Annotated in this window: 15 protein-coding genes and 1 pseudogene; 2 read left to right on the top strand and 14 right to left on the bottom strand. The window is 40.3% G+C overall.

All coding sequences use genetic code 11. The features are described from left to right. The first annotated feature begins 42 nt into the window (after nucleotides 1–42). On the top strand, nucleotides 43–201 hold the full coding sequence (locus tag E0E16_RS04665; RefSeq protein ID WP_255418112.1) for a hypothetical protein: 159 nt from the start codon (nucleotides 43–45) through the stop codon (nucleotides 199–201). Nucleotides 202–633: 432 nt separating this feature from the next. Here E0E16_RS04665 and E0E16_RS04660 read toward each other — a convergent pair whose 3' ends face one another. Continuing rightward, entirely contained in the window at nucleotides 634–825 is a 192-nt protein-coding gene (locus E0E16_RS04660) for a PG1828 family lipoprotein (RefSeq protein ID WP_130829220.1), read from the bottom strand. 573 nt (nucleotides 826–1,398) lie between these two features. On the opposite strand from E0E16_RS04660, the gene E0E16_RS04655 reads away from it, so the two are divergent. Next, nucleotides 1,399–2,859, top strand: a complete 1,461-nt coding sequence (locus E0E16_RS04655; RefSeq protein WP_130829218.1) for a S1C family serine protease — start codon at nucleotides 1,399–1,401, stop codon at nucleotides 2,857–2,859. 97 nt (nucleotides 2,860–2,956) lie between these two features. Here E0E16_RS04655 and E0E16_RS04650 read toward each other — a convergent pair whose 3' ends face one another. The 13 genes and pseudogenes from E0E16_RS04650 to E0E16_RS13905 all read right to left on the bottom strand — a co-directional run. Continuing rightward, nucleotides 2,957–3,388 (bottom strand): Fur family transcriptional regulator, encoded by a 432-nt coding sequence (locus E0E16_RS04650; RefSeq protein WP_130829216.1) that lies wholly within the window; start codon nucleotides 3,386–3,388, stop codon nucleotides 2,957–2,959. Between the two features lie 206 nt (nucleotides 3,389–3,594). Further along, nucleotides 3,595–4,569 carry a F0F1 ATP synthase subunit gamma gene (locus E0E16_RS04645; RefSeq protein ID WP_130829214.1) on the bottom strand — a complete coding sequence of 325 codons (975 nt, stop codon included), beginning with the start codon at nucleotides 4,567–4,569 and terminating at the stop codon, nucleotides 3,595–3,597. 12 nt (nucleotides 4,570–4,581) lie between these two features. Then, nucleotides 4,582–6,165 (bottom strand): F0F1 ATP synthase subunit alpha, encoded by a 1,584-nt coding sequence (gene atpA / locus E0E16_RS04640; RefSeq protein WP_130829211.1) that lies wholly within the window; start codon nucleotides 6,163–6,165, stop codon nucleotides 4,582–4,584. An 11-nt stretch (nucleotides 6,166–6,176) separates the two neighbouring features. Then, nucleotides 6,177–6,713 carry a F0F1 ATP synthase subunit delta gene (locus E0E16_RS04635; protein WP_130829209.1) on the bottom strand — a complete coding sequence of 179 codons (537 nt, stop codon included), beginning with the start codon at nucleotides 6,711–6,713 and terminating at the stop codon, nucleotides 6,177–6,179. A gap of 8 nt (nucleotides 6,714–6,721) precedes the next feature. After that, nucleotides 6,722–7,231 (bottom strand): F0F1 ATP synthase subunit B, encoded by a 510-nt coding sequence (gene atpF / locus E0E16_RS04630; RefSeq protein ID WP_130829207.1) that lies wholly within the window; start codon nucleotides 7,229–7,231, stop codon nucleotides 6,722–6,724. Nucleotides 7,232–7,299: 68 nt separating this feature from the next. Continuing rightward, on the bottom strand, nucleotides 7,300–7,542 hold the full coding sequence (gene atpE, locus E0E16_RS04625) for an ATP synthase F0 subunit C (RefSeq protein ID WP_130829205.1): 243 nt from the start codon (nucleotides 7,540–7,542) through the stop codon (nucleotides 7,300–7,302). 55 nt (nucleotides 7,543–7,597) lie between these two features. Then, on the bottom strand, nucleotides 7,598–8,713 hold the full coding sequence (gene atpB / locus E0E16_RS04620) for a F0F1 ATP synthase subunit A (RefSeq protein ID WP_130829202.1): 1,116 nt from the start codon (nucleotides 8,711–8,713) through the stop codon (nucleotides 7,598–7,600). Nucleotides 8,714–8,719: 6 nt separating this feature from the next. Beyond that, a complete protein-coding gene (locus tag E0E16_RS04615; protein WP_130829200.1) occupies nucleotides 8,720–9,145 on the bottom strand; it encodes a hypothetical protein in 426 nt (141 codons plus the stop codon). An 18-nt stretch (nucleotides 9,146–9,163) separates the two neighbouring features. Further along, nucleotides 9,164–9,403 (bottom strand): ATP synthase F1 subunit epsilon, encoded by a 240-nt coding sequence (atpC, locus tag E0E16_RS04610; RefSeq protein WP_130829198.1) that lies wholly within the window; start codon nucleotides 9,401–9,403, stop codon nucleotides 9,164–9,166. 24 nt (nucleotides 9,404–9,427) lie between these two features. After that, entirely contained in the window at nucleotides 9,428–10,954 is a 1,527-nt protein-coding gene (gene atpD, locus E0E16_RS04605; RefSeq protein ID WP_130829196.1) for a F0F1 ATP synthase subunit beta, read from the bottom strand. 42 nt (nucleotides 10,955–10,996) lie between these two features. Then, entirely contained in the window at nucleotides 10,997–11,974 is a 978-nt protein-coding gene (gene pfkA / locus E0E16_RS04600) for a 6-phosphofructokinase (RefSeq protein ID WP_130829194.1), read from the bottom strand. 779 nt (nucleotides 11,975–12,753) lie between these two features. Further along, entirely contained in the window at nucleotides 12,754–13,599 is an 846-nt protein-coding gene (locus E0E16_RS04595; protein WP_240048166.1) for an IS3 family transposase, read from the bottom strand. Between the two features lie 32 nt (nucleotides 13,600–13,631). Next, a pseudogene (locus E0E16_RS13905) lies at nucleotides 13,632–13,819 on the bottom strand (hypothetical protein); the annotation flags it as partial.

Here is a 13,819-nt window from a genome sequence, read left to right as displayed (position 1 = left end):
TGGATTGAAAGGCTCAACAGGAAGTACAGGAGAACCATCCAAATGAGGACATCCATGCCATCAGAGAAGTCTGTCATCTTCCTCCTGGCAGCCGTGGCGATGGAGGAAACAAAGACAACATATGAAAGAAGAATATATCAATTCAAAAACTGGAAAGAAAAGAACAAAATAACAGTGGAAGTACAGAGAAAGGAAAGATGAATTACACACTTTTAAGGACACTACCTAGAATTTTCGAGATTTACAAGAGATAAGCTTTCGCGATACAAAAACTCATGTATTGAAGTATCACGGCGATATGGGAAAAGTTCAATAATGTTCGAAATATTCTCATTCATCTATCCAAAGCTTACCTTTTGTTCCGTAAAAGCTAAGCTTTTGCATTGCAAAAGGTTATGAATTGGAGTGCAAAAGCTAAGCTTTTAAAAACACGGGGTAGGATGTTTTGTAAATGCTTGATAACCAGGTGCTTATTTTTTTTCATCGAAGAGCCTTTTTCGGTGTTCGATGTTCTTATGTCGGGAGCACTGAAATGTAATGAGAAGGAGCGATTTTCATAGGCACAAAAAAAGAGAAGAATAATAAATATTCTTCTCTTTAATAAATTTCTTTACTCTGTTCGAGTTGCTTCGATTATTCAGCAACAGTAGAATCAGCCGGAGTAGCAACAGAGTCAGCCTGTGTAGTGGTAGAATCCATTGAATCAACATTTTCTACTGTGTCGTTTGCCAATGAATCAGCGTCAGCAGCTGGTTTAGCATTGTTACCACAAGAAGCGAATGAAATAGCTGCTACAGCTACGAACATTAAAATTACTTTCTTCATTTTCTTTGCTTTTTTAAATCTGTAAAACAATCATTTGTTTATTAAAACACTGCAAAGGTAAGTATTTTTTTGATATGACATATACTTTTTACGTTTTTTTTTTGATTGTATTTGTAACATTTCGGTAATTTATTGATAATCAGAGTAATAACGATTGAGCATTGATAGTTAAATAATGTTATTAACTTTTTCTTCGTTTATTCCTCCCTTTATTTGTTAGTTTTTGAACAAATCGATTTTCAATTTATCTTTGTTTGTTCAAGGCAATTATTCGCAATAACGTTTTTGCACTTTGCGCTTCTTTTTCTTTGGCGTATTAATATCCGGTTCCTCTACGTACATGCGATATCTTTGAATGATTTGCCTTGTTTTCATGTTGAATGAATGTAAAATTTGGTTGTAAACAAATTAAGAGCAGTTAAGTAGCAAATTAAATTGTTAAAATCGAATAAAGAAGTATGACAAGATTTCAGTTTTACATTTTTTGGGTCTATATTTGCAATGGTTTTAAGACGATAATCATTTCTATAATACACGTAGAGTCATAAAGATAAAAATTAATAATTGAAAGTTATGAGAAAATTAGGAAAGTTTTTAGTTGGTGCTTCCTGTGTACTTGCATTGGCATTCTCCACGGGGGCTTTTATTAAGGTGTATGGCGCACAGGCATCAGTTGCAGCTCCCGGTCAGCCGGTAGATTTGACTTATGCGGCAGATAAGGCTTTGCCGGCTGTGGTTCATATAAAGTATGTACAAAATTCAAAAATTAGGACGGTGGAAGTACCGGACAATCCCTTTGGAGACTTTTTCGATTTCTTTGGGTTTGGCAATCCCGGTGGTAATGGTTCTCGCAGGCAGCAAGTCCAAACACCCAAGCGGATGGCTACAGGCTCCGGGGTTATCATATCGACGGATGGTTACATCGTAACAAATAATCATGTGGTTGATGGTGCGGATGAACTGACTGTAACCCTGAATGATAATCGTGAGTTTTCGGCTCGCATCGTAGGCACTGACAAAAGCACAGATTTGGCATTGCTTAAGATAAATGGAAAGAATCTTCCCACACTCCCTATTGGTGATTCAGACAAACTGAAGGTTGGAGAATGGGTCATTGCTGTGGGCAATCCCTATAATCTTAATAGTACGGTAACTGCCGGAATCGTTAGTGCCAAAGCACGTGGTTTGGGGGCAACGCCTAACGGGATAGAGAGTTTCATTCAGACTGATGCTGCCATCAATCAAGGTAATTCAGGAGGTGCGTTGGTAAATGCACAGGGAGAGCTTGTGGGCATTAATGCCATGCTTTATTCGCAGACCGGTTCCTACTCGGGTTATGGCTTTGCCATTCCTACCGCGATTGTAACGAAGGTTGTGGATGACATAAAAAAATATGGTAGTGTTCAGCGCGTAATTTTAGGAATCCAAGGTGGGGATGTAATTAATTACATTAATGAACAGAAAGAAAAGGGTAAAGAGGTGGACTTGGGAACGAATGAAGGTGTTTATGTTGCCGAGGTTCAAGAAGATGGTAATGCAAAAGATATTGATTTGCGTTCCAATGATGTCATTATAAAAATTGATGGTAATAAAGTTTCCAAGATGTCGGAACTACAACAATTGCTAAACAGTAAGCGACCGGGAGATAAAGCTTCAATCACCTTCCTTCGCAACAAAAAAGAAATAACGAAGAGTATCACACTGAAAAATGCACAAGGAACAGTTAAACCCATCGAACAAGCGGATATTGATATTTTGGGTGGACAATTCCGTCCTATTACCGATAGTCAAAAGAAACAACTGAATATTACCTATGGACTTGAAGTTATTAAGGTAAACAGTGGAGTAATGAAAAATTCCGGCATTGGTCGAGGATTTATCATTCAGAAAGTCAATGATTCGATAATCAAGAGTATAGATAATTTGCAACAGGAGGTAAAGGCGGCTTCAGTAAGTAAAGAACCCGTGCTTTATATCCAAGGTATTTATCCTACCGGAAAGAAAGGCTATTTTGCAGTTCCTTTAGCTGATTGATGTAAAGTGATTTTACAATAATAAAACCTCACTGTGCTTGTTTTGATACAATAGCAGTGAGGTTTGTTTTTATCTTTTTACTTTGCTCTTGGCGCAATTATGAGATTTCTTGTTTGTATGCTTTTTGACATTCGGGACAGATTCCTTTATAATATAATTGAATGTCATCCACCACAAAATCTTTCATAGCTTGACTATCGATAGTTGGCGGTATTACATCATGGAAATCAAATACTCTGCCACATCGTTTGCAATAGAAATGCGCGTGCGGATGAGTGCTTCCATCGTAGCATACTCGATGTTCGTCAATGGTAATCATCAATGCTGCTCCTTTCTCGGAAAACATACGCAAGGTATTATAAATCGTTGTGCGGCTTACTGTAGGAATCTTTTTCTTTAAGTTCACATATACTTCGTCTATTGTGGGATGTGTATGGTGTGTTAAAAGATATCGCATGATTTCCATGCGCTGGATGGAGGGACGTATCCCACAATCTAATAATTTTTGATAAGCTGGATCTGTGTTCATCTTTAACTTTTAAAATATGTGCAAAAGTAACAAATATTCTTTTTAACTCCAAATAAAATCTTGGAAACATTACAAAAACGTTTCATCCAACTGAAATTCAGTTTGAAGAGTTTTCCGAAGAGCTAATTAGTTAGTTCCTAATCAGCAGAAAAGAGAAAAGTCTATTATCAATCTTTGATGATAATAGACTTTTCTGCTCTTTTAGCTTAATTATTGACAGTTCCGCCAACAATATCAAGCAATTCAGATGTAATTGCTGCCTGTCTTGATTTGTTGTATTGCAGATTGAGCGCACGTAGGAGTTCATCTGCATTATCAGTAGCTGTCTGCATGGCTACCATTCTCGCTGCGTGCTCTGAAGCATTACTATCCAATAAGGCCGTATATATCAATAAATGTAGCAATTTAGGGATCAAAGACGTTAAAACTGTCTTTAGGTCAGGTTCAATTATGAAATTATCGTTTAATGGCAGGATTTCTTCATCCTCTTTGTTGTTAGAGTTTTTAGAATGTTTCTTCAGATAATCCTGTGCTTTCTTCGTTGCGATATTTGAGGTTAAGTCGCGTTCATGATCGGAATGCAACTCTTCCTCCAAGTCAATCGGTAAATATGTTTTACGAGTTAATATTTGACTTCCTGCGCTCTTGAAATGGTGATAGATAAGTTCTACTTTATCTATTTCGCCATCCAACCACAACTTTTCTATCTCAACCGCAATTTTATAACAATCTTCAGAATGAGGCTTATCTGCCAATTCAAGAAAAGTACCTGCAGATGTAAGACCCATTTTCTTTGCTTTCTCGGCAACTTTTCTACCAAAAGAATAAATCAATATGTTATCTTTGGAGATACCCATATCTTGATATTCTTTTATTGTGTTTTGCATCATTCGTAAGATATTGTTGTTAAATCCACCACACAAAGAACTATTCGAAGCGAAAACAAGCAAAGCTACGCGTTTCACCGGTCTGTCAGTGTTGAATGGGGTCTTTATATCCGGCATCGACACGAGGAATGACTTGAGAATATGCTCTAACAAGCGCTCATAGGGCAGCATGTTTTCGATAGCGACTTGAGCATGATGAAGTTTACTTGATGCCACCATCTTCATGGCACTCGTGATTTTACGAGTGCTGTTGACGCTGGCAATTCGTTTTTTTATTTCTTTTAATGATGGCATTGCAGATTTATCTTATTTATATTGAGCAGAGATATTCTCCATAACCGTTTCAATAATTTTTGTATCCTCTTCGAGAAGTTTCCCGGAAGCCAAATTTTCAATAACATCTTTATGAGAATTTCTCATACTTTCTAAGAATTGATCTTGGCATTCACGAACTTTCTCTACAGGCACATTATGCATCAGACCATGGACACCACAGTAGAGAATTGCTATTTGCTCGCCAACGTGCATTGGTGAGTACTGCGGTTGTATCAAAAGCTGATTGTTCTTTCGTCCTCTATCCAAAGTCATAGCAGTAACCTTGTCCATATCTGATGAGAATTTGGAAAATGCTTCCAATTCACGGTACTGTGCCATATCAATTTTGAGTGTTCCGGCTACTTTCTTCATACTCTTAACTTGTGCTGAACCTCCAACACGAGATACTGAAATACCAACATTAATAGCAGGTCTGAATCCTTGGTTGAATAAGTCACTTTCCAAATAGATTTGCCCGTCAGTGATTGAAATAACGTTAGTCGGAATATATGCAGATACATCACCCGCTTGCGTTTCAATGATTGGCAGTGCGGTAAGTGAACCTCCCCCTTTTACATGACCTTGCAAACAGTCGGGAAGATCGTTCATTTGTTCTGCGATTTCTTGCTGGTCATTGATACGTGCGGCACGCTCCAACAGACGCGAGTGAAGGTAAAAGACATCTCCGGGATATGCTTCACGACCTGATGGACGGCGAAGAATCAATGAAACTTCGCGATAAGCAACGGCTTGTTTTGATAAGTCATCATATACAACAAGTGCGGAATGACCCCTATCTCGGAAATATTCACCAATGGCTGCACCGGCAAAAGGAGCGTAGTACTGCATTGCGGCCGGGTCGGCTGCTGTGGCACTTACGATGATAGAGTAGGGAAGTGCACCATGATCTTTCAGCGTTTGTACTAAGTTGGCAACTGTGGAAGCTTTTTGTCCAATGGCTACGTAAATACAATAGACCGGTTTTCCTTGCTCGTAAAAACTCTTTTGGTTGATAATGGTGTCAACGGCAATAGCTGTCTTTCCCGTTTGACGGTCGCCGATTATTAATTCGCGTTGTCCTCGTCCGATTGGAATCATTGAGTCCACACCTTTCAGACCGGTTTGCAAAGGTTCCTTAACAGGCTGGCGGTAAATAACACCCGGTGCTTTGCGATCCAATGGCATTTCAAACGCATCTGTTAGGTCAATGTCTCCTTTTCCGTCAATGGCTTCTCCAAGTGGATTGACGACACGTCCAAGGAAGTTGTCATTAACACGAATTGAGGCAATGCGATGTGTTCGCTTAACACTCTGTCCTTCTTTAATGCCGGCTGTCGGACCTAAAAGAATACATCCAACATTGTCTTCTTCGAGATTCATGACAATGGCCATCGTGCCGTTTTCGAACTCTAAAAGCTCGTTAGCCTCAGCATGACGAAGTCCATAAATACGAGCAACACCATCACTTATAGTGAGAACTGTACCGACCTCATCGAACTTTTCTTCAGCATTGATACCTTGAAGCGTCTTTAATAGAACTTCCGACACTTCACTCGGTTTTATTTTATCTGACATGTGATTTTTGTTTATTTCTTTAACTGTGCGAGTACTGAATTAAGTTTAGTCTTCACACTGGCATCCATTCTGTATGTATCGTATTCGAGGATAAAGCCTCCTATTACATCCGGATCAACTTTAACTTTAAATTCTACGGTACCTGCTGTATTGGCATGCACCAAACTTTTCATTTTTTCCTCGATAGCCGGAGTCACCGGAACAGCTGTTGTAAGTTTTCCTTGAATAATATTCTTCTGTTTTCTATATAGTGAGATATAAGAGTTCGCTATAAATATCAGGAGATCTTCCCGCCCCTCTTTCAGAACAAGTGAAATGAACGACTTCAGTAGCTCTGAATTGTCATTTCCACAAGCTTGCCTTATAAGCTCTTGTTTTTTGTTCTTTGGAAGCATCGGATTTTCTATCGTAGAACGCAACTGTGAAACCTGAGAATAACTTTTAAGGAGGGTTTGCATTTCTTGATAGAGATAGTCTTCCTGCTTTTGCTGCTGTGCTCCTTTTAATAATGCACGAGCATAACGAACCGATATTACACCTATATCCATATTTCTGTTTATTTACTAATATTGCTCACAGGAGAAACATTATCCAGCAAACGATCAATCAACTCCATCTGCTTGTCATTTGTAGAAAGTTCTTCGCGCAAGATGTTCTCTGCAACCTTTACGCTTAGCTCGGCAACTTTTTCACGAATATCTCGTAATGCATTCTGTTTATCAGCCTCGATTTCAGTTTTGGCTTCAGTTATGATGCGTACGCCTTCTTTATGGGCTTTTTCTTTTGCCGATTCTACAATGGCATCTCGCGTGGCAGTAGCTTCTTTTATGAGGGCTGATTGCTGTTCACGCGCTTGTTGCATGACGGATTCACCTTCTTTTTTTATATTGGTCAACTTTTCATTAGCTTCTTTTGCTTTCAGAAGGCTCTCATCAATATAAGCCTTACGCTCATTTACCATATTTATAATAGCGGGAAATCCGTACTTTATAACGATAAATGCTACGATAAGGAAGACGAGAGTCATCCAGAAAAGTAGTCCACTATTGGGAATTAATAAATCCATACGCTGGTTATTGTTCTTTCTTAATAATTAAATCTGGGATTTGTAGTGCGTTACGCACTTCCCTTGGATTAGAGCACAATAGCAAGAAGTGCTACGATAACTGCCAAGAAAGCCACACCTTCAATCAACGCAGCTGCGATAATCATGGAAGAACGCAGGTCGCCAATTTTCTCAGGCTGACGAGCCATGGCATCCATAGCCTGTCCACCAATACGACCAATTCCGATACCTGCACCAATAGCAACTAAACCTGCGCCAATGGCACCACCTAACTTTGCGAGAGCAACGTCTGCTAATAATAATGATAACATAATTCTTAGATATTTAATTTATTATTAATTTTATTTCAAAAATGAATGTTGTTTCTTATTCTGTTTTTTCTTTCTTTACATGAGCTTGGGAAATAAATACGGCACTTAGCATCGTGAACACTAATGCTTGGATGTAGCTCACAAGTATTTCAAGCAACATCATGAATACGCTTAAAGATATTGCGATAACTGACATACCCGATCCTGCTGCATAATTAACGATAGCGTTGTCTGCAAATGAAAACATGATAAACATAATTGCGCAGAATGACAAAGCGATGGCATGTCCCGCGAACATGTTTGCAAACAATCGGATTATCAGTGCCAATGGCTTTGTGAATATACCGAACAGTTCGATAAATGGCATCAAGGGAATTGGAAATTTCATCCATAATGGAACGTCCGGCCATAAAATCTCTTTCCAATACTCTTTCGAACCTGTGAAATTAACAATCAAGAATGTGCTAACACCGAGGAAGAAGGTACAAGTTATATTACCTGTCAAGTTGCCTCCTCCTGGTGGAAACGGTACTAATCCCATTAAATTTGCGCAAAAGATGAAGAAGAAACAAGTCAGAAGCCATGGAGCGTATTTTGGTGCTTCTTCACCCAAAGTAGGTTTTAACACCTCATCGTAAACACTCATGATAAACATGTGCATCAATCCGGTAAAACCTTTCGGTGCTTTGTCTTGTGGCTTGTGTTTCTTACACCATCTTGCAGGAATGAGAATTACCAACAATAGTACAATGGCATCAATGAACAATGTGCATACTGTTTTTGTTATTGAAATATCGATTGGTCGTAGCTCTTTACCATTAACCTTTTCGACAATTAGGTTCGGGTTGGTTGCGTCCTCTCCATTTTTTATTACCAAGTTATGAGGACCTGGACGATCACCATTCTTATCGCGTTCTTCTGAAAATTCCGAGCTGCTAAACACGTGCCACCCGGTAGTAGTATGAACAATAATAGGAAGATGGATAATGATGGGAGTAAGATTGTCCTCGGTACCTAAGTCCGTAATGTGCCATTCATAGGAATCCTTGATATGTCCCCACAAGATTTCTTTTACATCAACTGTGGCTTTCTTTGACATATCTCTTCCCTGAACAGGGAGAAATGCCGTAAGCAGTAGGATTGCGATCAGCACTTGTTTTATATGCTTCATATCTACTTATTCAATCGTTATATTTTTCTTTTCTACTTTGATAAAATAAATGCAGTCAAATATCATAAGCAACAAATAGTATATGACAAATATCGCCACAAAAGTAAGTACTTTCTCACGATTTGGCAGATAGATGACGGCTCCAATGAGTACGACTATTGCCGCTAATATCATCCTTAGCATTGAGCTTGCCATATAGAACTTACCCAATACCCGAGGGTGATTAGTTGCAAAATATTTCCAAGTCTTTCCATATGCCACGCATGAAACCAATGAGAACAACGCGCTGACAATGATAGGTGCGGACGTATTTGCGAGCATTAATCCTTGCGAGATGAGAAGTCCTGTCAAGGATATTCCCACTATGATCCAAAGACTTACCTTATTGTAATTGCGTGCTATTTTCTCTACGGTTGTTGTTTCCAATGCCATGCTCGGTTTTAGTGGAGATTACATTTCCACACAAAGATAAACCTCGTTTTTCTTAACTTCCACAAATCCCCCGAGAATATGTAATGTCTTCTTTTTCGATTCTACAGAATAGACGACACGTCCTTCTACCAATGTGGAAATTATGGGAGCATGGTTCTTGAGAATTTCAAATTCTCCCACTTCTCCCGGAACGAGCACGCTCTCAACTTCTCCTTGGAAGACATTTCTTTCAGGTGATATGATTTTAAGAAATAACATTAGCAATTATTTTATTGTTACCTATTATCCCTGAGCAGCCTCAAGAATTTTCTTTGCTTTCGCTTTTGCATCCTCTATTGTACCAACATTGAGGAATGCTTGTTCAGGAAGGTCGTCCACCTCTCCGTTTAATATTGCATTGAATCCCTTGATGGTCTCTTCTATTGGTACCATGACACCGGGAACGCCTGTAAATTGTTCTGCTACCGTGAATGGTTGCGACAAGAAACGTTGAACTCGGCGAGCGCGGTTTACAACCAACTTGTCTTCATCGGACAATTCATCCATACCCAAAATCGCAATGATATCTTGCAACTCATTGTAGTGTTGTAGCAATTGTTTCACACGTTGTGCGCATTCATAATGTTCTTTACCAACAATCAGCGGATCCAAAATGCGAGAGGTACTGCCCAGTGGATCTACAGCAGGATATATACCCAATTCCGTGATTTTACGGCTAAGCTCGGTGGTAGCATCCAAGTGTGTAAATGTTGTTGCAGGAGCCGGGTCGGTCAAGTCATCTGCGGGAACATATACTGCTTGCACTGAGGTGATAGAACCTTTCTTTGTTGATGTAATACGTTCCTGCATCGCACCCATTTCGCTTGCAAGCGTAGGTTGATAACCCACGGCAGACGGCATACGTCCGAGCAATGCTGATACCTCAGAGCCGGCTTGCGTAAAGCGGAAAATATTATCAATGAAGAACATGATATCTGCAGCTTCACCGTTCTTGCCACCATGATCGCGAAATTCCTCTGCGACGGTCAATCCTGATAGCGCGACTGAAGCACGAGCCCCGGGAGGTTCGTTCATCTGACCATAAACAAGCGTTGCCTGAGATTTCTTCAGTTCTTCTTTATCAATTAAAGATAAATCCCACTTTCCTTCGTCCATTGCCTTGCGAAATTTCTCCCCGTAGCGTATAACCCCCGATTCAAGCATATCTCGAATCAAGTCATTACCTTCACGAGTTCGTTCGCCTACACCGGCGAAAACAGAATATCCGTTATGTCCTTTGGCAATGTTATTGATAAGTTCCATGATGAGCACCGTTTTTCCAACTCCGGCACCACCGAACAAACCGATTTTTCCACCTTTCATGTAAGGCTCTAATAGGTCGATCACTTTAATTCCGGTTGCGAGCATTTCTTTCTTTGTGGAAAGCTCATCAAATTTAGGTGCTTCGCGATGAATAGGGTAAGCCCCTTCCATGTTCAATGGTTCCATACCATCAATAGGCTGTCCTACCACATTCATCATCCTACCTTTAATCTGTTCACCGGAAGGCATCACAATAGGGCTTCCCGTGATGGCAACTTCCAAACCTCGTTGCAGTCCATCGGTGTTATCCATGGCAACACAGCGAACGGTATCTTCTCCGATATGTTGTTGAACTTCAATTATCAGATCTTGTCCATTTGGACGTTTAACACGAAGTGCCTCATGTATTTTCGGCAGAACCTTCTCAGAATCTTCACCTTGAACGTCAAAGTAAACATCAATAACAGGACCGATTATCTGAGAGATACGTCCATTTATTTGTGACATACGCTTATTTGTTTATTATTTTTCTAATATCAAATTGTAAGATTATATACTTAACTCGTCTAACACCTTAATCAGCTTCATGTCAAAAGGTTTATCGGAGCGAATGGCTTCGGATAAAGGAACGTAAACCACTTCATTGTTCCGTACTCCCACCATTATGTTTCTTTGACCTTGAATGAGTGCTTCCACTGCTCCAACCCCCATGCGACTTGCAATGATTCTGTCGCGTGCCGAGGGGCGTCCTCCACGCTGTAAGTGCCCTAAGATAGTAACACGAACATCGAAATTAGGAAACTCGTTTTTTACGCGTTCAGAGTAATACATTGCACCACATTTCGGACTTTCAGAAACAATGACAATGCAACTTTTCTTAGATTTCCGGATGCCCCTTTCCATGAATCGGGACAATTGGTCAACGTCCGTGGAATCTTCGGGAATGATAGCGGCTTCAGCTCCACTTGCGATAGCAGAATTCTGAGCCAAAAATCCGGCATCGCGTCCCATGACTTCAATGAAAAATATGCGTTCATGGCTTTGCGCGGTGTCTCGAATTCTATCCACACATTCCATGATGGTGTTCAATGTTGTATCGTATCCGATGGTATTATCAGTGCCATACAGGTCGTTGTCGATAGTACCCGGTAAACCAATGCAGCAGAAATCGTATTCTTTAGCGAAAGTCATTGCTCCGGTAAGGGAACCATTTCCTCCTATTACAATTAGCGCGTCTATACCTTCTTTAATAAGGTTGTCATAGGCTTTTTGGCGTCCTTCTTCTGTCATGAAAGCTTTAGACCTTGCGGTCTTCAGTATTGTGCCTCCCTGCCCAATAATGCCACTTACGTTTTCTGTTGTAAAGGGCTTTACGTGTCCGGAAATTAAACCGTCAAAACCTCTGTAGATAGCCTTAATAGTAAAACCATTGAAAATTCCGGCTCGTGTTACTGCCCTAATGGCAGCATTCATACCGGGAGCGTCGCCACCCGATGTTAGAATACCGATAGTTTTAATTCTGGCCATAAGATATGTTGTCTTTTTCCTAGTCTTTTAATTTGGTGCAAAGGTAATAAATAATTATTTATATCCCAAAAATAAACTTAAATTATTTTCAACAACGTTGATCCTTCTTCAGAAATCTCAGAATTGGTTTACTTGTTGCAATGCGTCCTGTCGTATTTTGCAGATAATCCTTCCGTGACAATGTTATCATTATTGAACCCAAATTGCTCATTAGAGATTTAGTCATTTGTTTTCATCGGTTTCTAATGACTAAGTTGAACAAGTGCATATTTCTTGCCCTTTCAGTGTTTAGAATGGATAAAGATGTGAGCGCGGTAAGGGTCAAACAATCGGGCTGATAGACCAGTCGATGGAGTGAAAATTTTTAGTTATGAAAAGCCTTGATAATCAGGTTCTTATCTGCTATATTTTAAAAGCTTATGTTTTGCATTTCAAAAGCTTAGCTTTCGTTGTTCAAAAGCTTAGCTTTCGCAAAGCGATGTCTGTCGTATTGTCTTTTCCTGAATTCACTTGTCAGATCTGACGATGTATTTCTGTTTTACTTGTCAAATATTTTCTTATTTACTGAATGACTTGACATTAACATTATATAGTTTAAATTTGAAGTCAGTGCACTTGCATAAAAGAAGATGGACAACACCTAAGTTCCGTCATATTTTCGGCAAGGTCTTAGGGGGCTCGATGCCCCCTGGGACCTTTGGTGAAGATGGCATAAGACCGTCGTTCGCCATATTTTCGGCGTTCCAAAGATACTTTATATTTTTCTTTTTTGCAAGCATTTATCTCTTTTTCCAAAGATTTCTCCCGGGCTGTTCGCCTCTATAGACATCCATCGGACATTTCATTCCTATGCTCATATGCGGTCGTCTGTAGTTGTAGAAGGCTATTGCCTTGGAGATTTCCATGTTGGCCTGGTCATAATCTCGGTACATCTCCTGCTGGTAAATCCACTCAACCTTAAAGGTTCCATTCGTCCTTTCCGCCACAGGATTGTCCGTAGGATTGTACCGTTCTGTCATACTAACCCTGATATGGTGGCACATAAGAGTTTCAACATATAGGTGGCAGGCGTATTGCGAACCTCTGTCAGAGTGGTGTATCGTTCCGCAGAGGTTGCCTCCTCCGGCTGCCTTAACTGCCATTAGCAATGCCTCCTTCGTATTTATAGCCTCCATGGTTTCGGATAAGCACCAGCCTATGACAGCATGTGAGTAAACATCTGTAATGAGATGGAGGTACAGGACGTTGCCGTAAATCCAAACGTAGGTTATGTCGGCTGCCCAAATGTGGTTAGCATACATTGCCGTAACACCTTGTACAAGATTAGGATACTTCCTATAAGGATGATTGGAGTCCGTTGTACGTCTTCGCTTGTTCTTGGGAAGCATAAGTCCTTCTGAAGCAAGTAGTTTTAAGAAGGAGTCGCGACCATGAGTAACATCTTCACCTAGCTCCGACTTGAGGAGGACGTGCAGTTTCACACCGCCTATCCCGGGACAGCAGGCACGATAGTAGAGTACATTGTCAACTATCAGTTTACGCCTTTGCCGCTCAGAAATCACAAGCTTGCTGCTTGCGTAATACCACTGGCGTTTCTTGCCAAACAGCCCACAGAGGAATTCCACGGATACACCGGGAAACTCCTCACGCAGCGCCGTTACTGTTTGGCACCATCTTTTTTTAAGATGCTGATACCCTCCTCGGATTCGGCTATCTCTATGAGTTTCTCATAGGCACGGCTGCGCATCTTCTCCAAAGACAATGCGTGTTGGAGGTTCACTATCTTCTGGCGCAATATCTCATTGTCTGTCAAATTCGTTTCTTTATGAGCCATACGATACCTCT

The sequence above is a fragment of the Prevotella rectalis genome (assembly GCF_900607215.1).
Classification (GTDB): Bacteria; Bacteroidota; Bacteroidia; order Bacteroidales; family Bacteroidaceae; genus Prevotella; species Prevotella brunnea.
Note: the sequence above shows the minus strand (reverse complement) of the source record. Positions and strands in the feature narration are given on the sequence as shown.